The organism is Nonomuraea sp. NPDC049400, assembly GCF_044466425.1.
Classification (GTDB): domain Bacteria; phylum Actinomycetota; class Actinomycetes; order Streptosporangiales; family Streptosporangiaceae; genus Nonomuraea.
Window position 1 is genome coordinate 1 of sequence record NZ_JBITMP010000056.1, and the last position, 24,675, is coordinate 24,675.

General features: G+C 69.2%; 20 protein-coding genes. 14 read left to right on the forward strand and 6 right to left on the reverse strand.

The features are described from left to right. Positions 1–60: 60 nt before the first annotated feature. The 5 genes from ACIBVN_RS49795 to ACIBVN_RS49815 form a co-directional block, all read right to left on the reverse strand. A complete protein-coding gene (locus ACIBVN_RS49795; RefSeq protein WP_397148051.1) occupies positions 61–2,646 on the reverse strand; it encodes a hypothetical protein in 2,586 nt (861 codons plus the stop codon). Positions 2,647–2,959: 313 nt separating this feature from the next. After that, the gene (locus ACIBVN_RS49800) at positions 2,960–3,574 is read right to left on the reverse strand and encodes a hypothetical protein (RefSeq protein ID WP_397148053.1); all 615 of its coding nucleotides are present in this window, start codon (positions 3,572–3,574) and stop codon (positions 2,960–2,962) included. Positions 3,575–4,342: 768 nt separating this feature from the next. Continuing rightward, on the reverse strand, positions 4,343–4,969 hold the full coding sequence (locus tag ACIBVN_RS49805) for a zinc ribbon domain-containing protein (protein ID WP_397148055.1): 627 nt from the start codon (positions 4,967–4,969) through the stop codon (positions 4,343–4,345). Positions 4,970–5,076: 107 nt separating this feature from the next. After that, positions 5,077–5,244, reverse strand: a complete 168-nt coding sequence (locus tag ACIBVN_RS49810) for a hypothetical protein (protein WP_397148057.1) — start codon at positions 5,242–5,244, stop codon at positions 5,077–5,079. A 36-nt stretch (positions 5,245–5,280) separates the two neighbouring features. After that, positions 5,281–5,604 (reverse strand): hypothetical protein, encoded by a 324-nt coding sequence (locus ACIBVN_RS49815; protein ID WP_397148059.1) that lies wholly within the window; start codon positions 5,602–5,604, stop codon positions 5,281–5,283. Positions 5,605–5,863: 259 nt separating this feature from the next. On the opposite strand from ACIBVN_RS49815, the gene ACIBVN_RS49820 reads away from it, so the two are divergent. The 4 genes from ACIBVN_RS49820 to ACIBVN_RS49835 all read left to right on the forward strand — a co-directional run bounded on the left by ACIBVN_RS49820 (position 5,864) and on the right by ACIBVN_RS49835 (position 9,568). Next, positions 5,864–6,916, forward strand: a complete 1,053-nt coding sequence (locus tag ACIBVN_RS49820; protein ID WP_397148061.1) for a protein kinase family protein — start codon at positions 5,864–5,866, stop codon at positions 6,914–6,916. A 133-nt stretch (positions 6,917–7,049) separates the two neighbouring features. Then, on the forward strand, positions 7,050–7,298 hold the full coding sequence (locus ACIBVN_RS49825) for a hypothetical protein (protein ID WP_397148063.1): 249 nt from the start codon (positions 7,050–7,052) through the stop codon (positions 7,296–7,298). A 384-nt stretch (positions 7,299–7,682) separates the two neighbouring features. Then, complete coding sequence (locus tag ACIBVN_RS49830) at positions 7,683–8,153, forward strand: hypothetical protein (protein ID WP_397148065.1); 471 nt, start codon at positions 7,683–7,685, stop codon at positions 8,151–8,153. 5 nt (positions 8,154–8,158) lie between these two features. Next, entirely contained in the window at positions 8,159–9,568 is a 1,410-nt protein-coding gene (locus tag ACIBVN_RS49835; RefSeq protein ID WP_397148067.1) for a hypothetical protein, read from the forward strand. A gap of 2 nt (positions 9,569–9,570) precedes the next feature. Here ACIBVN_RS49835 and ACIBVN_RS49840 read toward each other — a convergent pair whose 3' ends face one another. Beyond that, positions 9,571–13,794 carry a CHAT domain-containing protein gene (locus ACIBVN_RS49840; RefSeq protein WP_397148069.1) on the reverse strand — a complete coding sequence of 1,408 codons (4,224 nt, stop codon included), beginning with the start codon at positions 13,792–13,794 and terminating at the stop codon, positions 9,571–9,573. Between the two features lie 71 nt (positions 13,795–13,865). Between ACIBVN_RS49840 and ACIBVN_RS49845 the strand changes: the two genes are divergently transcribed. The 10 genes from ACIBVN_RS49845 (at position 13,866) to ACIBVN_RS49890 (ending at position 24,578) form a co-directional block, all read left to right on the forward strand. Next, positions 13,866–14,360 (forward strand): hypothetical protein, encoded by a 495-nt coding sequence (locus ACIBVN_RS49845; protein WP_397148071.1) that lies wholly within the window; start codon positions 13,866–13,868, stop codon positions 14,358–14,360. An 88-nt stretch (positions 14,361–14,448) separates the two neighbouring features. Continuing rightward, complete coding sequence (locus ACIBVN_RS49850) at positions 14,449–15,453, forward strand: phosphotransferase family protein (protein WP_397148073.1); 1,005 nt, start codon at positions 14,449–14,451, stop codon at positions 15,451–15,453. Then, complete coding sequence (locus tag ACIBVN_RS49855) at positions 15,419–16,582, forward strand: tyrosine-type recombinase/integrase (protein ID WP_397148075.1); 1,164 nt, start codon at positions 15,419–15,421, stop codon at positions 16,580–16,582. Before ACIBVN_RS49850 ends, ACIBVN_RS49855 begins: the two co-directional genes overlap by 35 nt. Further along, positions 16,579–18,678: a tyrosine-type recombinase/integrase gene (locus tag ACIBVN_RS49860; protein WP_397148077.1), complete on the forward strand. Its 2,100-nt coding sequence runs from the start codon at positions 16,579–16,581 to the stop codon at positions 18,676–18,678. Before ACIBVN_RS49855 ends, ACIBVN_RS49860 begins: the two co-directional genes overlap by 4 nt. Before the next feature lie 104 nt (positions 18,679–18,782). Further along, a complete protein-coding gene (locus ACIBVN_RS49865) occupies positions 18,783–19,883 on the forward strand; it encodes a tyrosine-type recombinase/integrase (RefSeq protein ID WP_397148079.1) in 1,101 nt (366 codons plus the stop codon). Beyond that, the gene (locus tag ACIBVN_RS49870) at positions 19,880–20,209 is read left to right on the forward strand and encodes a helix-turn-helix domain-containing protein (protein ID WP_397148081.1); all 330 of its coding nucleotides are present in this window, start codon (positions 19,880–19,882) and stop codon (positions 20,207–20,209) included. Before ACIBVN_RS49865 ends, ACIBVN_RS49870 begins: the two co-directional genes overlap by 4 nt. 3 nt (positions 20,210–20,212) lie before the next feature. After that, positions 20,213–22,630, forward strand: coding sequence for a hypothetical protein (locus tag ACIBVN_RS49875; protein ID WP_397148083.1), 2,418 nt, complete (start codon positions 20,213–20,215; stop codon positions 22,628–22,630). Next, the gene (locus tag ACIBVN_RS49880; RefSeq protein ID WP_397148085.1) at positions 22,627–23,439 is read left to right on the forward strand and encodes a class I SAM-dependent methyltransferase; all 813 of its coding nucleotides are present in this window, start codon (positions 22,627–22,629) and stop codon (positions 23,437–23,439) included. Before ACIBVN_RS49875 ends, ACIBVN_RS49880 begins: the two co-directional genes overlap by 4 nt. Before the next feature lie 36 nt (positions 23,440–23,475). Next, complete coding sequence (locus tag ACIBVN_RS49885) at positions 23,476–23,997, forward strand: hypothetical protein (RefSeq protein WP_397148087.1); 522 nt, start codon at positions 23,476–23,478, stop codon at positions 23,995–23,997. Next, positions 23,994–24,578, forward strand: a complete 585-nt coding sequence (locus tag ACIBVN_RS49890) for a DUF6262 family protein (protein ID WP_397148089.1) — start codon at positions 23,994–23,996, stop codon at positions 24,576–24,578. The genes ACIBVN_RS49885 and ACIBVN_RS49890 overlap by 4 nt, the downstream gene beginning before the upstream one ends. Positions 24,579–24,675: the final 97 nt, after the last annotated feature.

The window sequence follows — 24,675 nt, forward strand, 5'->3', positions numbered from 1 at the left end:
TTCATGATCTCGCCTCGCCACCACGACGTTCACACCTGACCGCCACCACACCAGCCCGTTCTACCTGCGGAAACAGGATGGAACTCTCTCAATGAGTGCGGACGGACAGGACACGAGGCTGGCGGGAGCGGCGTTGAGATTGGGGAGGTAACCAACCCGGTGTTGCTGGATCAGGTAGCCGTACGGACCGAAGGCTGCGTGAACAGGTAGCCCGGAGAAGTCTCCGTGGGGAATGAGGACCAGCGCTTCAGCGCCCTTCGCCTTTTCCACCCAGGGCTCGACGACCTTTGCATGCAGCTCTGTCAGGAAGCGACCGATGCAGCTCTGCTCATGTGGACTGAGGTGATCCCAGATTGCCTCGCGAATGTCGTGAACGTTCTCCGCATCGTCGAGCCGGCATGACCAGTACTCGCATTGCCTGCCAGTCACGCGGGCCCCAAGAGCCCACGTGCCATGCGGGGACGTGTGCAGCAGTTGCACGAAGCTGACCACGCGCCCGAAGCACGCGGCCACGTCGGCGAGCTCCGGGAAGGTCACGGGGCGGTACGTGAGCCCGTGCTTCACCACCCTGTCGTGCAGCATCTCAAACAGCCGCTGGTCGGTGTCGTCGCGCTGGCGGGAGTGCCGCTGCTCGGCCAGTTCGAATTCTTTGGCGAGGTCGGGGTCCTGCTCGAATGCGCGGCTCAGAGCTCCGAGAGGGGCGTGAGCGATCTCGAAAGCCAAACCGGGGAGGTCGTGGTGGGCCAGCATGCCGGCCAACTTGGCCGAGGTGGTCGTGAGGCCGTGGGCAATATCGATCAAGTCGGCTGTCCCCCAGGCACTGGCCAAGGTGGTGCGCACGATGTCACGCACGCGCCTTACCGGTGCCGTGACCTGCGTCACCGATCCAGTTCCCAGCTTGAGGGAAATCAATTCGAGCAGGGCGTCGATGGCTTCTGTGGCCCGTCCGACGTCGAGGGATGCCTGACAGGCCTGCTCTGCCGCAGTCTGCCGCTGCCGTACGTCATGGCTGGGATTACTGGCCAAGGCGATGAGAAGCTCGGGCCGATAGAGGGGGGCATAGCCGCGAGCGAACTCATCGGCCACTTCCGCGCACACTCGAGCGACATCACCTGCCGATCGGCACGCACTCAACGGCAAGTGAGCACCGCACTGGCGGTAAGCCGGTCGCCAACTGTCCGCCACAGCCAACGAGTCCAGGACCTCGGGTGTGAGGAGCGTCTCGTCCTGGTGGTAATCGCGGGCCAGATTCATGAGGTTCAGCACCACACCAGGGACATGCTCCCTATGGACTGCGTTCGCCAGTTGCCGCGCTCTGCTCTTGGCCGACGGCGCTGGCTGCTCGGGCGCGACGTGCCCACCCGTCGGGGCGCTCTGCCTCGGATCGAATCGCGCTTGCTGCTGGGACCAAAACCAGGCTGCGGTGGGGCGTTTTAGCCGCTTGAGCGTCTTGCTTAGCTCACGGGAGGCATCCGTCATCTGCTGTCGGATTTCAGTTCGCTTCTGCGGAGTGCATTTGTCGAGTGCCCCACTCTCGAGGTCGCGCAGCAGGTCCTCGTAGTGCTGCACTTTGGTGGTCCGGTCCAGCTCCAGACGCGCCAGTTGGAGACTGGCCTGGAGTTTGTGATGCGGGCGCTGGCTGATGGTCAAAGCTGTTCGCGCACAAGCACCTGCGAGCCGGAAATCGCCATACGTCTCCGCGGCGCCGGCCGCCTCGAGCAAGAAGCGTGCTGCCGCCGACTGGCTGCGCCCGGGCAGGCGGGTGTAGTCGTAACTGCCCAGTTGGCCGTACGTCTTGCTCTCTCCCATGGCTGCCCGCACATCGCGCTCTGCCTCCTGGAAGTGCTTCAGGCAGTGCCCGGCGGCCGTTATCCACCCAACCTTGTTCTTCTTGCACTTTTTGCGACAATTCTTCCAGACCTGATTGCAGGAAAGCCCGATCTTCAACAGTTCGCAGGCCAGTTCCTCGTCGGGGACGTGGGAGAGGAGCAGCCGGCGGCTTTCGGCCAGTCGGTCCAAGGCGACGTCAAAGAGCTCCTCCCTGAGGTCCTCGCCCTTCAGATGCACCACCGCAGAGGTGTAGCCGGTGGCGATGTGGGCGATGGCCTTGGCCGTCATCTTGTGTCCGGGGCGAAGCACGCCTTGGGACTCCCACGCCTCCTCGAAGAACGGGACCGCGGCTTTTGGATTATGACTTTTGAAGGCGGCCTCCCCGGCGTCGGTCAACAGGTAGACCCAGCCATCACGCAGGGGAGGGTCTCCAACTTCGTGGGTGGCGCGGAGCCGGTCGGTGAGCACTTGATACAGCTCGAAGCGGCGCGAGGCATCGCCCGTTGCAGTGAAGGACTCCACCCACATGGCCTTCTCGCGCGTCAGTCCTCCATGCAGCAGCACCTCAGCGGTCCAAAAGGCGATCGGGAATAGCGGAGCACCGCGCGTCCACATGGCCTCGGCGCGGCCCTGGATCCAGGAGACAACCTCCGGCCGCCGCTTCAGTTCCACCAACAGGCCGGGATCCTTCACAGATGCCCAGGTGTAGACCTCTTCGAAGGTGGCGTCATCGGTAAGCCAGGCTTCCAAGTTGCCATGTTCCCGCAGGTAAGCGTGGCACTCCTGGACGATCTGTGGCATGTCCCCGTCGGCCATGGCAATCTCCTTGCCGTAAACCTCAGCCTCAGGCAACCATCGAAGCCCTCACCGGGCCAACCGTCCTACATTTCCTTGACTCGTCCTCGGAAGAGCCGATACGCGACGGATACCGAGCCAATACCGGACCGTCATGGTGGCGATTGTGCACCGGACCTCGGTGCTCGTCGTCATTGCCATTCGACTACCCACGGCACCAGGGCGCTCCAGCCAGTGCTCGACACGGTGTCACGGTACTCCGTCGTTGCGCCAGCGAGCCAACGGCGCGCTGGCGCCCCCATGTAGCCCTGGTTCTCAGTCGGCCCGCCAGCGGCTACGGAGGCATGTCGTCGTGGACGACCACACGAGAGAGTTCGATTGCCTGGGCTGAGCGCCAGAAGTGGAGTCGCCGCGCAGCGGGGGTGTCCTGCTGCAGGGCCACTCGCCAGCACACCGCTCCGTCGGCGCGGGCTACTGGCCGGCTGTTGCCTCCGGTGTCTGCACGGAGCCGGTGCAGCTTCCGTCCAGGCGCCCGGAGACCGGTGAGGATCTCCACGACGACATCGACGACTTTCGAGGGGTCCACGCCATCAGTGGTCTCCAGCGAGGCCAGGAAGTCCGGTCCGATCGTGTACCGCACGAGCGGACGAGCCGTCTTCTCGCCCTTGGGAATACGCCGAGACCAGGCGAGGTAGACATCATGGCGGAACTGATCCTCCGGGTCGCAGAAGACTTCCTCGTCGAGGCCGTCAGGGCTTGGACGCGTCCGAGCAGCCTTCAGCTCCATTTCCAGCTTCTGCCGTCGCTGATTGACCTTGTAATAGCGCGTGCGCTGCTGGTCACGATCCGCCTCGGCGGTTGCCAGGGCGTTCTCAACGCTTCTCAAGCGTGCGTTCGACCGGTCTAGCTCACTGCGGAGCAGGTCACACTCGGCGGCCAAAGCCATCATCCGATCACCTTTGGTGATCAAATCCGGACACGTCTCGCTAGCGCCCGCGGGCCTGTCCATGTGACTGGTTCCGGACGACTCGGGCCGTGTCATTGCCATCCGGACTTGCGCCGGAGCGAGGGAATCCCCCACCTCCGGTAGGGCGGCGGCTAGGGCCAGCGCATCAGCCACCAGGGCATCGGTGGCCCGCGCTGCGTCCGTTTCGCCTTGGGCCAGGCACAGGGGTGCGCGATACGGGTCCGACGTCCACTCCAGGCTCGCAGGGTATACGCGTCCGGCCCCGCCGTAGACGCCAGTCCGGGCTGGAAGCCGATCAGCCAGAGCCCAGGTGGCCTGGCCAGTGGGGACCAGGTAGTACTCGGCAAGGTTGCCGATCTGGGCTGCTAGGCGGTCCACATCGATCCACGGCGCGGTACGGCCAGGGGCTATCGAGACCACGACGACCGGCTTCGGTCGATCTGCAGCCTGGAGCCACTCGGCCAGTTCAGCAGCTTGTGGGACCGAGATCAACCAATGGACTCGCGGGCTAGGTCGAGCCGGATCCTCTCCCCACCACGGCGTGTCCGGTCGCCCCGGGCACAGAGGTGACCCACCCTGGTATGACTGGTCATGCCTTCCTCATGGTGGCTGCTCAGCCGCTGCGATGTCCGGTACATGACGATCCTTCCGTGTCGGCTTCGCCGGAAGATTCCGGCCTTGCCTACGTTGCGGATCCCCCGAACGGCACCAAGAGCGAACAGGGCGACGGGCCAGGCCGGAGCGTCGACGTCAGCCGGTGTGCCGCCACTCCGGGGCCAGCCGCTTGGCCACGTCGATCCGGGAATCGTGCACCGGCTTGACGGCGATGTGATCCACGAGCATGGCGAGCAGTTCCTTCCGTGCCGCCGGGTCAGCGTTGCCCCACCAGCTCTCCACGGTGTCGGTGCCGGGCGGCACCACGTCGGCGCCCCGCTTCTGCGCGATGGCCAGCAGCAGCCCGGCCGCTAGCGCGGGCGTTCGCAGCCGCTCCAGCACCTGCTCGGCTACGGCGGGGGCGAGCACGCGCGCCGCGATGCGGACTCGTCCGCACCCTTCGGCCGTGCACGTGTAGCTGATGATGCCGGCGGCCTGGTCCTGCTGCAGGTGCGCGCCGCACACGCCGCACGTGAGGAGTCCCTCGAAGATCATGTCGGCGCGCCAACCGTACTCGGCGTCGTTGCCCTCCCGGCCGGCCAGAGCCGCGAGCATCCCGGCCGCCTCCTCGGGGGACAACTCACCGGCAGCGTACGCGGCTCTCACGTGCTCGACCTTGTCGGCGACATCCATCTGCGGCGGCGTCGGCTGTGGTCGTTCGTCGGTCGTGTCCGGGTGGGGCGGAACCACGGAGAGACGGCGCCGCTTTGGCTGCTCGGTCATGGGTGACTCCTGGGGGAAGTGGTCGCTTGCCCAGCGTAAGCACTGGGGCGGAGAGCGTGACGAAGTTGACCGGCGCGCCGCTGCTGTCGCGGCCCCGAACGTAGCCTTCAGCCTTGGTGCCGCCGCTGGAGCATCAACGCGGCCGACTGCTCAGGCGCCATCACCATGAAGCGCTTGATGAGCGCCGCCAGCAACTCCCGTTTGGCCGACGGCTCCGCGGTCTCCCACCAGGTCTCCAGGGTGTCGAACTCGTCCAGCAGCCCTGGCGTGGCCAACACCATCTCCGCGGCCAGGTTCGGTGCGGGCGGGCCTCAGGTTCTCGGGCGGTCACGCATGAGGAGCCGGGTCAGCTTCCCCCCGGTGACGAGCGTTTCCAGCTCGCGGGCGTACCAGATCAACAGCTCTCCAGTGTCCTCAACTGGCCGTACGTCCTGGCCGCTCTCCACCGCCTGCGCGGCGCGGCCTCGGGACCGCTTCTTGGCGGGCGCGGTCACGGCTGCCATCGGATGCGCCCGGGCAAGGCTCTCGTCAACCTCGCGCAGGCCGGTCACCGGCATATCCGGCATCCACTGCCACACCGACACCCGCGGCGGCGTCTCCTTCACCACGGCGGCCGGACTGCTGCCAGCCGCCACGGCGTTCACCACCGCGGTGGCTGCGGCCGCGTACCGGATGGCCGCCTGCCTGCGCAGCTCGGCGACGCACTACATTCAGGCCGCTCATCCCGAACGTGCGGCAGTACCACCTCGGCGCTGAAACCAGCTGGTCAGTGCCTGGAACGGCGCAGCTGGGGACCGCCAAGAGGTCAACGACCAGCTCGCCGAGCTCGGCAAGCGGTACGGCAGGGTGGCCGCCAGGTAAGGGCGGCCTTCATCGGCCAGTAAAGTGATCACAATGACGGACACGCGGCTGGCCACCCACCGTGACGTTTCCACGACCATGGCCCGCTACGACGACCGGCAACTGGCCGAGCTGCTGGAGCGCGAGGCCGTGCCCCTCGGCACCGGCATCGGCGGGGCGTCCGCGCGGCTCGAGGTCGGCGGCGCCTCGGTCTTCGTCAAACGTGTGCCCCTCACCGAGCCCGAACTGCGCCACCCGCACTCGACGGCCAACCTGTTCGGGCTGCCACCCTTCTGCCAGTACGGCATCGGCTCGCCCGGCTTCGGCGCCTGGCGCGAGCTGGCCGCGCACACGATGACCACCGAGTGGGTGCTGACCGGCCGATTCCCCAGCTTCCCGCTGCTGTATCACTGGCGGGTGCTACCCAACGCCGAGCCCGCCCCGCTGTACGCAGAGTTGGCCGACATCGATCGGGCGGTCACCTTCTGGGAGGACGCGCCTGGCGTGCGCCGCCGCCTCGAAGCACTGGCAGAGGCTCCAGCGAGCCTGACGCTCTTCCTGGAGTACTTCCCATACAACTTGCACCAGTGGCTGGAGGAGCGGGTGCGCGCGGGCGACGCCGACCGCGCCTGCGCCCTGGCGGACCAGGGGCTGCGTGAGGCCGTGTCCTTCATGAACGCGGGCGGCCTCCTGCACTTCGACGCGCATTTCGAGAACATCCTCACCGACGGGCGCCGCTTCTACCTGACCGATTTCGGGCAGGCCGTGTCGACCCGGTTCGACCTGTCAGAGGAGGAACAGGCCTTCTATTGCCGGCACCTCACCTTCGACCGCACCTACACGCTGACGTTCTTGGTGAACTGGCTGGCCGGCGCCTTCCACGGCGCCGACTGGTCGGGGCGTCGCGAACTGGTGCGGGAATGGGCGGCGGGAGAGCGGCCAGCCGGCGTGCCCGGCGCGGTCGCGACCCTGCTGTCGCAGCACAGCCCACTGGCCACCGTGCTGAACGACTTCTACCACGATCTGCAGAGTGAGAGCAGGAAGACGCCGTACCCGCTGGAGGAGATCCGCCGGGTTGCCGGACGGCATGCACTGCCGCTCGAGTAAAGGGTCATCCACCGCTTGAGGAGACGCACGCCGATCAGGAAGATCGCTCCGCAATGGTGAGGCGCCTGTCAGGAACTCGTCTGCGTTCGGGGACCTGCGACTGCACCACGCACGGGTTTCCTTCAACTACAGGATGAGGAATCCGAGAACCCGCGCGCTTCGCCCGAAGGCCGACCAGGACGTGGCCAGATGGCAGCCGCCGTACGAGCCGGGCCGCTGCCGATATGCCGCCGAGTGGACCGCGATCAAGACCCGCTGGCAGCTGTCCATCGACCCCGCCGAGCAGCAGGCCCTGACCGATCTCGCGGCCGCCTTCGAGGCCGAGGCCCGAGTCATCGCCCGACCATGGTGGCGGATTGTGCCGTCGCTGTACGTAGCCTGAAATGGGAACACGCCACCCGCTTCGGCCCAGCACCAGGTAAGTACGGAGCAGCCCAGGCTAGTGCAGCCCTCGCCACCGCTCGCTCCCCCAGCCGCAGCACGCTACGTGATCTGGGAGGCGAAGGGGCGAACTCCTGATGATGGCTTCCGTACGCCCCCTCAGGAGCGCGGCCTGGGCCAGACCACGTCCTCGACGGCCACCAGGTTCCTGCCAGCCAGTTCCGTCGGCCCGCCGATCACCAGGGAGGCGAAGCGGTTCCCTACGCTCACGCCTCACGACCTCGCACCGCTCCGGCCCGGTCGTGAACCCCCTGTGCCGTGGCGGGCCGCGATGCCAAGATGTTCGCAGGGCGGAGACGATCTCCCGCCGGGAGGGAGACTGGCGTTGGATCGGTCGGTCGGCGACCTGGTGGCCGCGAGCATCGGCGCCGGTGATCCGGCTCCTGGCCCGCACGTGCTGGTGGACGCGTCGGGGGAGCCGTACAAGGTGGTCAGCGCCGGGAACCCCACCCCGGCCGTCGTGATTCCCGCCGCCACCACGCTGAATGAGCTTGCGGCGAGCTTCGAGGTGATACGCATGGTGCGCGACGGCGCTTCTGGGCTCGTGGTCGTGGACGAAGGCAGGGTCGTCGGCTTTCTCACCCGCCGCGTGATCGTCGCGGAGCTCGTCCGGATCGCACCCGTCCGCGGCACGGACCCGTTCGACACCCAGTTGCACGGGGAGGCGCGGCCACTCGCGGGAGCGGTCCGGGTCCGCTGCCTGACCTGCGGGCACATCAACCGCTACGACTACTACCTGCCGGGCGAACTCGCAGACTGCGCCAACGGTCACCCGCTCGACGCGGACCTGGACTGATCGGCGTGGGCGGGCTGCTCGACTCCGCGGGCGGACTGCTGGAGCGCCGCCAGCTCACCACCACCTGGTTCCCCGTGGTGATCTTCTTCGCGGCGATCGGCGTCGTCCTGGCCACCGCCGCCGGCTGGAGCGCCGTTCTGCGTACCTGGGAGGGCCTGCCAGCCGATGCCCGGGTCCTGGCGGGGGTGCTGTTCGTCGCCGTGACGGTGGCCGCGGCCCAGTTGCTGGCCGCGGCACGTCCCGAGCTGATCAGGCTCTACGAGGGTTACTGGGAGCGGCTGCCGTTCGGCACGCGGCTCGCCGACGCGCTCAGCGCCCGCCGCGACGACCCGGCCACCAGGGCGAGCCGGCCCTGGACGCTGCCGACGCCCGACCGGCTCATGCCCACCAGGTTCGGCAACGTCCTGCGTGCCGCCGAGCAGGAGGCCCAGCGTTACGGCCTGGACGCGGCCACCGTCTGGCCGAGGCTGCACGCCGTGCTCCCGGAAAACTTCGCGGCCACGTTGGGCGCCGCGACCGCCGGGGTCGAGCTCACCATCACCATCAGCGTGCTGGGCGCCGCCTTCGCGCTCGCCGGTGGTACGGCCGCCGCGCTCACGCTCTCCTGGTACGCGGCGCTGCTCTGTGTCTGGGCAGGCCTGCTGATCGCCTGGCTCGGCCACCGTGCCCTGTTGCGCCACGCGACCGTCTACGGCGAGCTGGTACGGACGGCCTTCGACGTGCACCGCTGGCTCCTGCTGGACGCCATGGGCCTGCGCAGGCCCACCGACTACCGCACCGAGCTCCTGCAGTGGCGGCAGATCCAGCAGATCTGGCAGCGGGGCCGCCCCGACGCCGGTCAGTTGGCCTGGCTCGGCTACCCGGACGTGGACTTCCCCGAAAAGGCGGAGAACCCGACCGCGGAACCGCCGGCTGCGGCCCCGGCCAAGTCCGGCGGCAAGGGGCGGCCCGCCGTCGCCGTCCTGGTCGTCGCTGGCCTGGCCATCGCGTTACTCGCCGGTGTACTCGGGCCCGAGGAGGTGCGCACCGCCCGCGACCTGCCCGCCTACCACCCCATCGCGCCCGGTGACCTCCGGCCGCCCAGGCAGGACCTGCTCGGCCGCTACACCCTGGCCCCCGTCGCCAAAAACGCCACCCTCACCGCCGCCGCCCTCGGCCCGGCGCTGCCCGCGGGCAGCCTGGCAGGCCGCGTGATCACGCCAGTCCCGGTGCGGCCCGGCCTGGCCGTGAGCCCTGGCGAGCGCATCACGTTGATCGCCGTCCCCTCCACCGGCGCCCCGGTCACCGCAGACGGGGTGCTGGTCCTCGCCGTCCAGGGGAGCGCCACGCTGGTCGTCGCCCTGCCCGGGCCCGACCTGCAATCCCTCCTCGCCACGTCCGCCGCCGCCTTCCACCCGGTACGCGCCAGCGGCTGAGCTCATGGACCCGTGTGCACGTGCGTGGCCCACAGGTCGGGCTCGCCGGGCAACTGGTCACGCAGCTCGCGTATCACGTGGTGCAGCGCGGACGCGCTCGCCGCCGGGACGAGCGTGCCGCCTGTCACCATCCGCTCGTAGACCGAGCGGGCGACCTCTGCGGCCAGAAGGTCGCTGACCGGCCACAACGTGGCGATCACGCGGCGGTAGCCAGCCAGTTGCATCGCGTTGGCCATGGACAGCGCCTCGTCGGCCAGCCGTGAGCCACCTCGCGAGGTGTCGCACGCGGACAGGAACGCGAACTCAGCGTTCTTCAGGCGCAGCCGGCTGATGTCCCGCACGGTGAGCGCCCCGTCGTGCAGCAGTAGGTGGCCGCTCGACGGCGCGCTGACGTCCTGCATCCCGTGACAGGCGAAGTGCACCCACGGTGAACGGGCGAGCGAGTCGAGCACCGCGGCCGAGGTGGCGCTCGCACCGGTCAGGCTACCCGCACGCGGGAGCAGCCGCAGGTAGTCGCGCCGCTCGTCCTCGGCGGCCGGCAGGTCGCGCTGGCCGGGCGTCCGCGGCAACGCGACGACCAGCGGACGGGCGTCCGTGTCCCCCGCGTCGGCGTCCTGCTGCCTGGCCCTGAGCAGGGCGCGCAGGGTCGGCGTGGACGAGGAGACCACCCTGTCCAGCACGGTGGCGCCCGTCCCCTCGGCGGTGTGCCGGCCCGCAGCGTGGAGGGGGAGCAGCGACAACGGCCCGGTCAGGCACCACCACAGGCGGGGCCACTCCGCGCCGCCGGAGGGCGGCCCGGTGATGCCCAGCCCGGCGAGCACCGGTTCCGCGACGGTGTCCCACAGCCGGGTCAGGAGGTCGTCCAAGATCCGCTGCAGGATCGGACGCCGGGGCGTCGGCTCCCGGGGCGAAGGCCGCCTGCGCAACGCGTCCAGCGCCATGTGGAACAACGTGGTGTAGTCGTCGACCTGGTCGAGGGTCAGGTCGTTCAGCGGCACCACGATGACGGGACCGTCAGCGGGGATGACGAGCGCGTCACATCCGACGTGGCTGACGTTCACGATCGCCACCGGGCCCTGCGCCCCGGCCTGCCTGAGCGTGGCGAAACGCGGCGGCAACAGGAAGTCGGCGAACCCGGGCACCTTCGTCCTGACCTGCTGGAGCAGCGTCGCCTTGCGCCGGGCCAGAGCGACCCTGTCGGCCGAGTGCCCCATTCCCGGCAACGGCTCCTGCAACTCGTCCGGCATCGACTCCAGCCGTTCGAAGACCGCGACGAGCTCGTCGGCCAAGCCGGGGGCGACGGCCCTGAGCCGGTCAACCGGGGTACGCGCGTCCATTGCCTGCGCCAAGAGCACGCCTCTGCCCTGTTCGAGCAGCTCGATCGCATGTTCCGGCCGCCCCAGGCGGATCGCGCACGCGGCGGCGTTGCTGGCCAAGTTGGGCAGCAACGTCAGAATGCGCTCCTGGTCGCGGCGGCGCATCCCGTTACCCGCGGCCTCGTCCAGCAGCCCGACCGCGGTGGCGAAGCCGTCGAGAGCCGTGGCCAGATCGCCGCGTTCCCTGGCTATGTGACCGAGGTTGTCCGCCGCTCGCGCGCGGGTGACGGCCGGTGCGGTCGTCTGCTCCATGGCCTGCCTGCAGGCGGCCAGCGCCTCGTCCCAGAGCGCCTCCGCCTGGTCGCCGGCATCGGCGGCCAACTTGGCCAGGACCAGGCCGAACGTGTTCAGGCATGCGGCGCGGCGCGGATCGGCCGAGACCGTGCGCAGGCCAGCACGCATGATCTCAGCCGCCTCGGCGAGCACGGCGCGGTCACCGTCGGCGTTGAACCAGTCGTACAGGACGGTCCCGAGATTGGACAGCGAGCTCAGCCGGTGCGGGTGCGTATCCGGCGTGTCGGCGTACACCTGGCGGTAGACGGCCACCGCCTCGCGCAGCGCCTCCTTGTCGCCGTTCACGGCGAACTGCTCGGCCAGCGCGGAGCCGAGATTGCCCTGGACGATGATGCGCCTGGACCGGTCCGAAGGGGCCTGCTTGACGGCCTCGCGCAACACCTCGACCGCCTCGGGCAGGCTCGCGGCATCGCCCATCTGGACGTTGCCCAGCAGCGCCGCACCCAGATTCGCCAGGATGTCCCCGCGTCCGCGGTGTTCTCCCGTCTGGTGAAGAATCCGGCGATAGATCGAGATCGCCTCCTGGATGGCGGCGCTGTTCTCGCCCGCCGACAGATGGAGCAGCGCGGTGGCGGTGTTGGTCCAGCGCACGGTCCATTCGCCGGAGCCGAGAGCGGTGGCCTGCGCGGCGCGGCGCTGCAGGTCGATCCCGGCCTCCAGGTCCGCCGGGTCGCCGCGCAGCTCGAAACGCAGGACGAGCGCCCCGCCCAGACCGCTCAGCGCGTCGGCGTGCGCCGGGCCGTCGTCACCGAGCCCGTCGACCGCTTCACGGAAGGCGCTGATCGCCGATTCGAGGGCGGCGGCGTTCCCGGCCGAGATGAACCGGCTCTGCTGCTGCCTGGCAAGGCTCAGCAGAGTGGGCAGGCGTTCCGGCGCGTCCGCGGGCAGCGCCGCCATGGCCTGGCCGAGCAGGACGGTGGGCTCGTCGTCGTCCGGACGCAGCCGGGCCACCCGGCCGGCCAGCAAGGCCAGCAGATCCGAGCGGAGGCGGTCATCGGTGGTAGCGGCGACGGCGGCCCGGTAGGCGGCGACTGCCTCGGGCAGGGCAGCGGGATCCTGCTCCGCCTGCTCCTGCAGGGTGAAGGCCAGGCGGGACAGCCGGGCCCGCCTACCCTCCGCATCGCCCGCCGGGGTGGCCGCGATCGCCGCTCGCCTCGCGGCCACCGCCTCCTCCAGCGCCCGCGGGTCGCCCCTCTGAACCAGCGCCGCAGCCAGGTTGTCCAGCACAACCGGATCGGCGGTCCCGTGTGCTGCGGCCAGGTCACGGTAGACGCGGATCGCCTCGTCGAGAGATTCCGCGTGCTGCAAGGCCTGCGCCTGTTTGGCCAGCATGGTGGCCAGGTTGGCGGCGCACGCCGCCCGTTCGCCTGCGGCGGCGAGTTCGAGTGCCCGGCGGCCGACGGCCACCGCCTCGGCGTAGCCTTCGACGCTCGGCCGCAGCTCCGCAGTACGCAGCAGCGCCTGGCCGAGACAGGCGAACGTCTTCGCGCGCACCGGGCCTTCTGCCACCCCGCCGGCTTCGCGCAGCACGTGTACCGCCTCGTCCAGTACGTCGGGCCCGCCGCGTTCGAGCAGGGTGGTTCCCAGGATGAACAGCGTCGGCCAGCGTACGGCCGGTTCCGCCGCCGCGTGTCCGGCCATGGCTTGACGGAGGAGGTCCAGTCCCTCGGACTCGTCGGCCGGTGTCCCGCCCGACCGCGCCCGTTCGAGGAGCGCGCCACCAAGGTTGGCCTGGCGCAGCGGCCGGGCGGGGTCGTCCACCGGGGTGAGTTCGAGCGCCCGGCGCGCGATGTCGATGGCCCGCGCCCAGTCACGGGCGCTCATGGCCAGCAGCGTGCCGAGGTTCGACAGGTGCTGCACCACTTGTGGCGCGTCCAGCTCGGCCAGCCGCCGGTAGACCTCGATGGCCGCGGACAGGTCCGCCTCGCCGGGCCGCGCGCCGGCCGACTCGATCCGCTCGCGTAGCGCCTCGCCCAAGCCGCGCAGCCGCTTGACCAGATAGGGATGATCCGCCGGGGTCATCGCGACGACCTGCGACAGGACAGCGATCGACTCGTCCAGCGCCGCCGGGTCCCGGGTCAGGCGGTGCCTCAGTTCGAGCCCATCGCCGAGGTTGGCCAGGAAGGTCGCCAGTGCTGCCCGATCGCGCGTTTCCTCCGCTTCCTGGACGGCCTGGCGGAGCACGTCGATGCCCTCCTCGAGCCTGGCCTCCTCCTGCGTCAGCAGGAACAGGCTGGTCAGCGCATGGCCCAGATTGCCGAGGAACGCCCCGCGTTCCCGCGCGCCCGGGGGCAGCCCGCCGAGCGCGCGCTGATAGAGCAGTATCGCCTCGCGCACCGCGTCTTCCTCCCCGGTCACCTGACCCCAGAAGTGCAATGCGCTGCCGAAGTTGACCAGGTGGGTGTAGCGGTAGCGGTCGCGCGGGGACAGCTCGGCGCACACCTCCGCGTAGGCGGCGACCGCCGCGGCCAGCGCCTCGGTGTCGCCCGTCCGTTGCGCGTACAGCAACAACGCCTGCGCTCGGCCCTGCCGCCGCGCCTTGAGCCGTCTCCTCATGGCAACACCTCTGATGGTGACCGAGTGGTGCTCACTCCATCATGAAGTGGAACGCGCCATCATGGCGCGGTATGCGCCCGCTCCGGGCAGTAGAGGCAAGCCGGAGGCCATTCATCGCCACGACACTATGGGCATTACTCTCGCAACCCCCGCCCATCACCCGCGGTGGGCGGCCTCGCAAGTACTGCTCCGGCACCTGCCGGTGGGCCGTCTGCCGGACCCGCGCCAGGCGCTGGCGTCCGCTCACCCAGCGGCACCGACGCCAGGACGACACCCGCAAGCGGCGCCGCCACCTCCGCGACCAGGCCGAACACCTCGCCCAGGCAGCCGGGAAACTGGCCCTCGACCTGCACGCGGAGGACCTCGCTCCGCCCACCCAGCAGACCGGCTGGAAACCTGGGCCCATCGCCGGCTACACCGCCACCGCTTTGCCCCTGCTCGCCCACGCCCGCGCCGTCCTGGCCGCTGCCGTCACCGCCGACCGAGCGGCCGGCGCCACCTGGGACGAGATCGCGGCCGTTCTGGATGTCAGCCCCGACACCGCCGCCCGCCGCTACCGCACCTGACGGCGAGCTGGCACCTCATCGAGCGGCGCTCACGCACTGATCGAGAAAGCCTTGGCGCGTGCAGCCGTCGGGATGGTGAGATGGCACGATGATCAACCACGACGAGGCGGCTGTCCGACCGTTGACATTGGCTTGGGTGAGCCGGCATCTGGAGGTCGGCGAACGGATAGTCAAAACCGAGGCGCTACACGGCGGCATCACTGCTGACATGCGGAGGCTGACCATCGGCACTCAGGACGGAAGCACGCGTGACCTGGTGCTGCGGAGTTACGTCGACCCGTTCTACGTGGCGCGCGCCGAGGGCGGACTGAACAGGGAGGCCGGAGCTCTGACCCTGTTGGCGGGGACCGGCGTGCCGGCTCCTGAACTGGTCGCGGTTGATCCAACCGCCGCGCATTGCGAGTACCCGTCGCTCTTGATGACACATCTGACGGGCCGGACGGTCCTCGACGATGAGGGAGTGGAGACGCGCGTCCCACTGCTGGCCCGTCAACTCGTGGCCATCCACGCGCTGCGGCCCGCCGAGCGGCCCCAGAAGTATGTGACGCTGACGACCGCCGACACCGTCGTGGTTCCGAAGGGCGCCGACGCGGCGGTATGGGCCGCGGCGATCGACGTGATCCGCAGGCCCACGCCGCCCTATGAAGGGCGATTCCTGCACCGGGACTTCCAGCCCGGCAACGTGCTGTTCGCCATGTCGCCCTCAAGCCCGGCAGGTCCCCGGATCACCGGCGTCGTCGACTGGGCCGCGACCTCCTGGGGCCCGGCAGACCTCGATGTCGCGCACTGCTCCACCAATCTCGCGCTGCTGCACGGACCGGCGTGGGGTCTGCGGTTCGCTGAGGCGTATGAGGAAGCCGGCGGGGTGCTGGCTGCGACCACGAGCGAGCGGCTGTACTGGCAGGTGCGGGACGCGCTGGCCTGCTCAGAAGAAGTGCAGTCGGTGTCGCAGCCATGGCGGTTATCTGGGGTGACTCTTTGTAGTCAGGCATGTCAGCCAAGTAAGGTTGGCGCGTACTTGCCTTACACATATCCAGGGGTCTTCAGGCATGTCAGCCATGTCAGGTGCGCTGCCTCGCTTCTTCCGGCCTGAGCGGGCGGTGGCCGCCGACGAGTCGGTGTCGTGGGTGGTGGTCGATGAGGACCTCGAGTTGCATGTCGAGGCGTGCGCGTATCTGGCGGGGCTGCGCGGGGCGGGCCGGGCGTTCAACACCGAGAAGACGTACGCGGGCCGGATCGCTTTGTACTTGTCGTACTGCCGGGGCCACGGGGTGGACTGGTCGAGCCCGAGTCTGGCGCAGCTGATGGCGATGATGCGGTGGCTGGTGGACGAGCCGATGCCGGCGCGCTCGCGCAGGCCAGGGGCGACGGCGCGGTATCGCAGCGAGGGCACCGCGAACGCGATCATGGGGACGGTCGGGGAGTTCCTGTCATGGTGCTGTCTGCAGGGGTGGGTGCCGCCGACGGTGGTCAACGCGCTGACCCAGCCGAAGTATCTGCGCTTTCTGCCGGTCGGGTTCGACGCGGGCGAGGACGGCCAGAACCGGACGGTGATGGCCCGCACGATCAAGTTCCGGGTCGCGGTCCCCGGTTATGAGTGGCTCTCAGATGAGGAGATCGGCGTGCTGCTCGGCCTGGCCCGGCACGCCCGCGATGCCTTTTTGATCCAGCTGCTGGCCGGGACCGGCATGCGGATTGGTGAGGCGTTAGGGCTGCGCCGCGAGGACATGCACCTGCTGCCGGACTCTCGGCTGCTGGGCTGCCCGCACGAGGGGCCGCACGTCCACGTCCGGCGGCGCCTGAACGCCAACGGCGCGTTCGCCAAGGCGCGGCAGCCGCGGGTGATCCCGGTGGAGCGCGAGGTGATCGAGGCGTATTCGCACTACCAGTATGAGCGGGACGAGGTCGACGAGGCCGCCGGGACCGACCTGGTGTTCGTCAACCTGTTCCACCCCCCGCTGGGCGAGCCGATGAAGTACGACAACGCCCACGAGCTGTTTTGCCGCCTGGCTGAGCGCGCCGGGTTCCGGGCCCGGCCGCACATGCTGCGGCATTCGGCGATCACGACGATGCGGCGGGCCGGGGTCGACCGCCGGGTGGTCCAGGAGATCGCCGGGCATGTCTCGGCGTCGTCGCAGGACGTGTATTCCCACGTCACCGACTCCGACAAGCGCGAGGCCGTCGAGATGGTGGCTGAGGCGAGAAGGCAGGCGCGGTCGTGACCGGCACGGTGATCGCTCTGCCCGGCGCGGGCGCGGGAGAGGGCGGGACGGCCGCGGGGGTGCTGACGCCGGCGGAGGCGGCAGCCTGGCAGGGGTGGCTGGCGGCGAACACGCCGTCGCCCTGGCGGCCCGGGGAGTGGGACGCGGCAACCAGGCTGTTCACCGGCGATGTCGACAACCGGTGCACGGTCGCCTACCGCTGCACGGTCGTGGCCTGCGACCGGATCTCGCGCACCCAGATCATGTGTGATCTTTGCGAGAAGGCGTTCCGCAAGTCGGGGCTGGCGATCGAGGAGTTTAGGGCCGGCTTCGTCCCGGACCGCAACCGGGTGATCGACGGCCGGGCCCGGCCCTGCATCGTGGCAGGCTGCCCGCGGGACGGAGCCGTGTGGGGGCTCTGCGCCGCGCACGGGTCGCTGCGGCACAAGGACATGCTGCGAAGGCGGCCCGGCGCTGACGACCTGCAGGCCTGGGCCGCCGCCGCGACGCCTTACGAGGCGCTGCCGTCCTGCCTGGTGGGCGGTTGCCCGCGTGATGGGCGGCCGGGCTCGGGGATCTGCGACCTGCATACCCGGCGGCTGAAGGCCGACGGCCTGGAGGAGGTGGACGCGGCCTGGCTGGAGCGTCAGGCCTCGTTCCTGATCGTCAACCAGTTCTCGCTGGCCCCGCTGCAGCCGCTGGTCCGCTGCGAGGTGTTGTTCGCGCTGGCCACGCGCGATTCGCGGGGGCAGCGGCTGGACCCGACCGCGGTCCGCCAGTCGGTCGAGGTGCTGGCCAGGGGTCAGGTCGCCTCGATCGCGGCGTTCTCGCTGGGGGCGTTGCCGCGGCGGGCGACGGCGAACGTCGATGCGCTGCTGCGCGAGACGTTCCGGGTGGTGGGAGCGGCGTTCGACCGGTTCCGCGGGGTGGATCCGGCGAGCCGGCCGAGCCTGGATTTGGCCGATCTCGGCGTCCGGGGCAAGCGCGGCAGGCCGACGGCCCGGCCCGGCGATCTGGACATCTCGATGATCCGGCAGGGCTGGCTGCGGGAGATCCTGGTGGCCTGGATCAGTGAGACCAGGCCGACGACCAGCGAGGTCCGCCGGGCGCACAAGGCGGCCCAGACCGCGGCCCGGGCGCTGGACGGGCGCCCCGGCGGCGGACTGGATGTCGCGGCGTTGGGGTTCGCCGACATGAACGCGGTCGTCGCGGGCTTTGAGCACCTGGTCAAAGCCGACGGAGGCGACATGGGCTTCAAGCACAAGTCCAATCTGTTGTCGATGTGGTTCAAGGTGCTGGACTGGGGTCGGCTCACCGACCGCTTGACCGGCATGTCGGCCGGTTTCGTCCGGCATCCCAGTCACGTGATCAAGCAGCCGGATCCGAACGAGGACGAGATCGGCAAGGCCATCCCGGAGTCGATGATCGCCCAGTTGGACGCCCACACCGAGCTGCTGGGCGCGGGCATCCGCCACGGGCGGCTGTCGAGCGAGCAGGTCCACGCCATGTCAGTGGCGATCTATGAGCTGCTGCGCGACACCGGCCGCCGCCCTTACGAGATCGCGCAGCTGGACGTCGATTGCCTGGAGAAGGACGGCGAGGGGTGGCTGCTGCGCTGGGACAACGGCAAGGGCCTGCGCAACGGGCGTCGGCTGCCGATCCCGGCCGAGACAGTGGCCACCGTCCACACCTGGTTGGCCGTCCGCGCCACGATCGAGTTGCCGACCGGGTCTGAAGGGTTCCTGTTCCCGCCGGCTGGTGAGTTCGGGCAGGTGCGGCACCTGGAATCCGATCAGATCTCGCCGATCATCCGGGCCTTCGCCGATGCGGTCCCGACCCTGCTGGCCGAGGAGTTCGGCCCGGACGGGCGGCGGCTGCCGTTCGACCGCTCCCAGATCATCCCCTACGCGTTCCGGCACTCCTACTGCCAGAGGCACGCGGATGCGGGAGTGCCGATCGACGTGCTGCGCGAATTAATGGATCATCGATCGACGAACACCACGGCCGGCTACTTCACCGACCCTTGGGAATTGCATCAGACGGGCGAGATGTCGCAGGTTGGCAGGTCGCCGAAGGTCCATGACGGGCTTCCGGAGGCGCGGGTCTTGGCTTCCTGATCAGCGAGTTTGCCAGATCTATCCCATCTGATGCAAGATCTGCTCTTCAGAAGGGACGGTCTGGAGAGGTGCGACGCAGGGCGGAGCTGGCGGGTGCGGCTCACATGGAACTGGTCTCGGGTGTGGTGCAGCTGCGCCCTGAGGACGCGATGTTCGAGGCCATGTTGAGGGGCTGGCGGGCGCAGCAGACGGCGCGGGGGCTGAAGGAAGGCACGATCGTGCCGCGGGAGCGGCTGGTGCGCCGGTTTCTGGAGTTCACCAACGAGTATCCGTGGGCGTGGTCGCCGGGGCACATGGATGAGTGGTCGCTGCATCTGACGGCCGAGCTGCATCTGGCGCCGTCGACGGTCCGGTCCTACCAGTGCACGCTGCGGCAGTTCACCGAGTTTCTGATCGATGGTCGCTACGGCTGGGGCGTGGCGTGTGAGCAGGCGTTCGGCCCCGGGCAGCATCCGGTGGCGATCGCGCATGAGTGGAACACCATCGCCCATCTCAACGACTACGAGGGCAATCCCGAGGCGCGGCCGTTCACCCGCCAGGAACTGCAGCGGTTCCTCGACTACGCCGACGAGCAGGTGGAACGGGCGGTGAAGTCGAAGCGGAAGGGTGCGCTGGCCGCGTACCGGGACGCGACGCTGTTCAAGGTCATCTATGGCTGGGGGCTACGCCGCACCGAGACCGCCAAGCTGGACATGGTGGACTTCGGGCGCAACCCGGCAGCGCCGGAGTTCGGCCGGTACGGGATGCTCAACGTCCGGTACGGCAAGGCGAAGAAAGGCCAGCCGCCCCGACGGCGCAACGTGCTGTCAGTGATGGACTGGGCGGTGGAGGCGGTGGCCGACTATGTGGAGAACGTCCGGCCCCGATTCGGCTGCGCCGATCATCCGGCGTTGTGGGTGACCGAACGTGGCGGGCGGGTGAAGCCGGCGGAGATCAACGCCCGTTTCGTCGCCTACCGGGATGTCCTGGGCCTGCCCGACGTTTTGGTCGTCCATAGTCTGCGGCATTCTTACGTGACGCACTTGACCGAGGACGGGGTGGACCGCCGGTTCATCCAGACCCAGGTGGGTCACGAGAGCGATAGCTCGACAGCGGTGTATACCCACGTCAGCGACGATTTCATGAACACCGCGCTGCGTCGGGCGCTGGCCCCGGCCCTTGATACCGAGCACGATGGTCGGCCTCGACGCAAGGAGGAGCGGTGACGGCCAAGCTGGATTACCAGTGGCATCTGCGGCAGGTCATGGCCACCCGGGGCATGTTCTCCACCACCGACCTGCTCGACCCGCTGGCTGAGCGAGGTATCAGGCTGTCCTCCAGCCAGATCTACCGCCTGGTCGTCGAGCGGCCCGAGCGGCTCAGCTTGAAGATCTTGATGGCGTTGCTGGACATCCTGGACTGCACGATGGACGACCTCATCGAACCGGTGGCCGCCGCCGGGCAGGCGAAGAAGGCCAAGGTGGTCGGGGGTGAGGCCGGTGTCGGTGACCTGCGGCCGAGGCGGGCCAGGATCACCCGGGCCGACGGCTGAGTGATGACGGAGATTCCCGAGGTTGTTAGCGATCCGATCGGTGTCACCGTCGACCTGATCATCGGCATCGAGGCGGGGCTGGGCCGTGACCTGGTCGAGGCGACGGTGGTGGGAGTCGCCGGTGGCAGGGCCAAGCGCCGCAAGCTCGCCCAGGCCCTGCTCGAGCGGCCTGCGGTCCTCACCGATGGCCGCTCGCCCGCACCGCGGGTGGTGGGAGACCTGCTGATTGCCCTGGTCAAGGCAGGTACGACAGCCACCTCGCCGCCGATCTGCGCCGAGTGCGGCAAAGCGCTGCGGACACTGCAGCGCCGTGGTGAGGACTGGTACTGCGGTGTCTGCGGACCTATCCGGTTGCCGTGCGCGACTTGCGGCGATATCGCCCGCGTTCACTCGCGGGACCGTGACGGGCAGCCCCGGTGCAGCAGATGCGGTCCCGGCACTGGGTTGGACGGCGGCCGCGATCCGGTCGAGATCGTGATCGAGGTCGTCACGACACTCGATCCCGCCGTGTCGGCCGAGGCCATCACCGCGGCGGTGCACACGGCGGCCACCCAGGCGGGCAAGCGCCACCAGCTCGCCTGGGCGGTGCAGGACCGGCCCGGCCTGCTCACCGGAGCGGGCGCCGAGTCACCCGTCCCGTCGGTGCTGCGGCTGATCGACAAGCTCTGCGAGGCGGGCGCCACCCGGATCGTCCGACCTGCGTGCCCGCACTGCGGCCGGGGCATCAAGTTACACCGACCAATCGATGGACGGTGGCTTTGCCGCAGCTGCGTGGCCAAGTCCCGGGCCCAGCCGTGCTCCGGCTGCGGCACGGTCCGCGAGGCCGCCTCCCGCGACGACCAAGGGCGGCCGATCTGCCCGAACTGCCTGGTTAGTGACCCGGCCAATCTCGAGGTCTGCGTGAACTGCGGACGCCGCCGCATGGTGGGCACCCGCAGCCCGCACGGGCCGCTCTGCCCCAGCTGCCCGCCGCTCCCGACGGCGACGTGCTCGATCTGCGGGCAGCACCGGCCCTGCGGCACCTCCCGGCTGACCGGGCTGCCGTGGTGTCCGCCTTGCCAGCATCTGTCAGCACACTGTTCACGCTGCGGCCAGGTGAAACCGATCCGGTCGGGAAGCCTTGACCAGCCGCTCTGCCACGACTGCACCGCCCCGGCTTTCCCCGACTGCCGCATCTGCGAGACCAGCCCACGGCCGGGTCATTGCGTCGATTGCCGTCTTGAACTGCGGCTCCGGGAACTGATGACCGGTCCGGACGGCGCTACCTATCCTGCCCTGCTTCCACTCCGGAATGCCTTGGCCGCTACCGACCCGCCCGGCACCGCACTGCGCTGGCTCGCCAAGGAGCCCGTCGCCGCCATCCTGGCCGACATCGCCACGGGCCGCCGTCAACTCACCCACGCCGACCTCGACGAACTGCCGCAACGCATCATCCTTAACCACCTGCGCAGCGTGCTGGTCGCCACCGGGACCCTGCCGGCGCGTGATGAACAGATGGCCCGCCTGGAGCGCTTCCTGAACAAGGTCCTCGGCACACGAACCGATCCCGACCAGCGCAGGCTCCTGCACCGCTACGCCGTCTGGCACCTGCTGCGGCGACTGCGGCGCCGCAACAATGGACGCGCCACCACCAACGAGCAGTACAGCGTCGTAGTCCAGCGCGTCCGATCCGCCGTCGCCCTGCTGGACTGGCTGGCCGCCCGCGACCTGGCCTTGGAGAGCTGTGGCCAGGCCGATCTCGACCTATGGCTGAGCGACGAGGCGGCCTCCCACCACTACCACGCCGGCCACTTCGTCCGCTGGGCCACCCGACAGCGCCTCACCACGTTGTCCTTCCCCGCCACCCAGTGGCAGGGCCCCACCGGCCCCATGGATGATCAAGCCCGATGGGATGCCGCGCGCCGACTCCTGCACGACGACACCATCGGCCCCCGAGACCGCCTCGCCGGCCTGCTCATCCTGCTCTACGCCCAGCCCACCGCCCGGATCAGCCGACTCACCACCGACCACGTCACCCTCGGCGACACCGCGGTGACGATCCAGTTCGGGACGACACCCATCACTCTGCCCGGCCCTGTCGCCGACCTCGCCCGCCGGGTGCTTGACGGCAAACGCGGACACGCCACCACCGGTGCCGCCAACCCCTCACCCTGGTTGTTTCCCGGAGGCCAACCCGGCCGTCCGATCAGCGCCACCCACCTCGGGAAACGCCTCAAAGACCTCGGAATCCAACCCGGCCAAGCACGCTTCACCGCCCTGTTCCAACTCGCCACCGAACTCCCCGCCGCCCTGCTCGCCCGGATGCTCGGCATCCACATCGACGTCGCCGTCGCCTGGCAACGCGCCTCCTCCGGCGACTGGATGACCTACGCCGCCAACATCAGCCGCCGAAGCCAGCAAGACCACCGAGGTGAACCATGACCAATTCCGGCGATTCACCCAACCAGCACCTGTTCGCAGGCACTGCCTGGTACTACGCGCGCTACCGCCCGGGCTACCCGCAGGCATTCTTCGACGACCTGATCCAACGGTTCAACCTGAACGGAACCGGACGCCTCCTCGATCTGGGCTGCGGCAGCGGCCAGCTGACCATCCCGCTGGCCCGGCACGTCACCGAGGCAATCGGCGTGGATCCCGAACCCGGAATGCTCACCGAGGCCTCAAACAAAGCACAGACAGCCCAGGTCACCAACGTGACCTGGGCACAGGGCAGCTCGACGGACCTCCCCGGCCGCCTCGGACAGTTCCGGCTGGTGACCATGGGCCGCTCGTTTCACTGGATGGACCGCGAACAAGTCCTGACCGCCCTCGCCAGCATGGTCGACGACGACGGCGGCATCGTGATCGCCAACGACGGCTGCCTAGTCCGACCGACCACCACCTGGCAGCACGCCGTCGAGGACATACAGCACCGCTTCCTGGGCCCCATCCCCAAGATCGCTCCGAAGAACGTCATCGACACCCATACTCACGAGCCGCACGAGATGCTGCTGGCCCGATCAGCGTTCCGAAAGCTCGACCGCGTCGTACACAAATTCGAACGGACCTGGACACCGGAACAGATCATCGGCTACCTCTACTCGACCTCCTTGCCACTCCGACGTCTCCTCGGAGACCAACAGACCGCCTTCGAACAAGCTGTCACCGACACACTGCACTCGCTCGATCAAGAGGGCCGGTTCGTCGAACCGGTCTCGCTGGAGGTGCTGATCGCCCGCAAGGAATCCTGAAAACCAGAGGCATTCGGACAGTTCTGATATCCGACGGTGCCGTTAGTCTCCCTCAAACGAAAGCGGGAGGCCATCAAGGTGGTCTCCCGTCACGCCTTCGACCGCGCCGGACGGGCTCGGCCGGCCTGCTCCGGCGTCGCCTATGAGGCGCGGTCGGTGGCGGTGCCCTTCGGCCTTTGCGAGGAGCCGAGCAACGTCCGGGCCGGTGGGAAGGCCTGCGTGATCCGCTTTCAGTGCGCCGCCTGCCGGTTCTTCACCCCCGACCCCTCGCACCTGCCCGCGATGGAAGAGCAGATCGCGGCGATGCGGGCCGATCGGGAGACGGCGATCGCCTGGGAGGTCGACGAGTTCGTGATCCGCAACTTCGACGACAACATCAAGGCGATGGAGAAGATCGCCGACATCGCCCGGGCCAAGCTGGAAGCGCTGCCCGAACAGGAGCGGGCCGACCTGCTGGAGGCCACCGAGGTGCTGCGCATCGTCCGGGCCAAGCAGGCTGGCCTCACCGATCTGGGCATGCCGCGCTTCCTCGACCGGCGCGGGCAGGAGAGCGCATGAGCGGGGCGCCGAAGAGGTCAGGGCGCGCCTCGGGCGCGGTGCTGCGCGCCTCACGGCGCAGCGACAGCCAGGTCAAGCGCGGCAGGGTGATGGTCGTGCTGGAGGAGTTGAAGGCCGCCGGGGAGCCGATCACGTTCCGCGGTGTCGCCCGGGCGGCCGGGGTGTCGCACTGGCTGGTCTATGCCGACGGTGTCCGCGAGCATATCGAGGCCGCGATCGCCGGGCAGGCCAAGGCGGCGCGGCGCACCGCCGCGGCGGGGGCCAATGCCTCGGCCGCGTCCCTGGCCTGCGATCTGGAGCTGGCCCGGGCGCAGAACAAGGAGCTGCGCGCGGAGCGGGACACGCTCAAGGCCGCCGTCCAGCGGCACCTGGGGGCGGCGCTGGAGACGGCCGGCACCCGGGAGCTGACGGCACGGATCGACGAGCTGCTGGCCCACACCGAACGCCTGGCCGCCGAGCTGGAGGCCGCACGGACGGAGAACGCGCAGCTGAGGGCCAGGGTGACCGAGGCCGAGGACAACCTGACCGCCGCCCGGCAAGCCCTCAAAAAGATGATCAAGGAGGCCAGTCGCGACCGGTGAGGATCCGGTGTTCATGCCAGGCAAAGATTCGGCAAACAGATCCGTACGCAACTGATTACACTGCGTGCTCGTCCATTGGCTCGTCCGGTGAGGGGTT

Excerpts from the sequence above, each read along its gene's own strand:
- ACIBVN_RS49795 (WP_397148051.1), bottom strand. The coding sequence starts at position 2,646 with ATGGCCGACGGGGACATGCCACAGATCGTCCAGGAGTGCCACGCTTAC.
- ACIBVN_RS49800 (WP_397148053.1), bottom strand. The coding sequence starts at position 3,574 with ATGATGGCTTTGGCCGCCGAGTGTGACCTGCTCCGCAGTGAGCTAGAC.
- ACIBVN_RS49805 (WP_397148055.1), bottom strand. The coding sequence starts at position 4,969 with ATGACCGAGCAGCCAAAGCGGCGCCGTCTCTCCGTGGTTCCGCCCCAC.
- ACIBVN_RS49820 (WP_397148061.1), top strand. The coding sequence starts at position 5,864 with ATGACGGACACGCGGCTGGCCACCCACCGTGACGTTTCCACGACCATG.
- ACIBVN_RS49825 (WP_397148063.1), top strand. The coding sequence starts at position 7,050 with ATGAGGAATCCGAGAACCCGCGCGCTTCGCCCGAAGGCCGACCAGGAC.
- ACIBVN_RS49840 (WP_397148069.1), bottom strand. The coding sequence starts at position 13,794 with ATGAGGAGACGGCTCAAGGCGCGGCGGCAGGGCCGAGCGCAGGCGTTG.
- ACIBVN_RS49845 (WP_397148071.1), top strand. The coding sequence starts at position 13,866 with ATGCGCCCGCTCCGGGCAGTAGAGGCAAGCCGGAGGCCATTCATCGCC.
- ACIBVN_RS49850 (WP_397148073.1), top strand. The coding sequence starts at position 14,449 with ATGATCAACCACGACGAGGCGGCTGTCCGACCGTTGACATTGGCTTGG.
- ACIBVN_RS49855 (WP_397148075.1), top strand. The coding sequence starts at position 15,419 with ATGTCAGGTGCGCTGCCTCGCTTCTTCCGGCCTGAGCGGGCGGTGGCC.
- ACIBVN_RS49865 (WP_397148079.1), top strand. The coding sequence starts at position 18,783 with ATGGAACTGGTCTCGGGTGTGGTGCAGCTGCGCCCTGAGGACGCGATG.
- ACIBVN_RS49875 (WP_397148083.1), top strand. The coding sequence starts at position 20,213 with ATGACGGAGATTCCCGAGGTTGTTAGCGATCCGATCGGTGTCACCGTC.
- ACIBVN_RS49880 (WP_397148085.1), top strand. The coding sequence starts at position 22,627 with ATGACCAATTCCGGCGATTCACCCAACCAGCACCTGTTCGCAGGCACT.
- ACIBVN_RS49890 (WP_397148089.1), top strand. The coding sequence starts at position 23,994 with ATGAGCGGGGCGCCGAAGAGGTCAGGGCGCGCCTCGGGCGCGGTGCTG.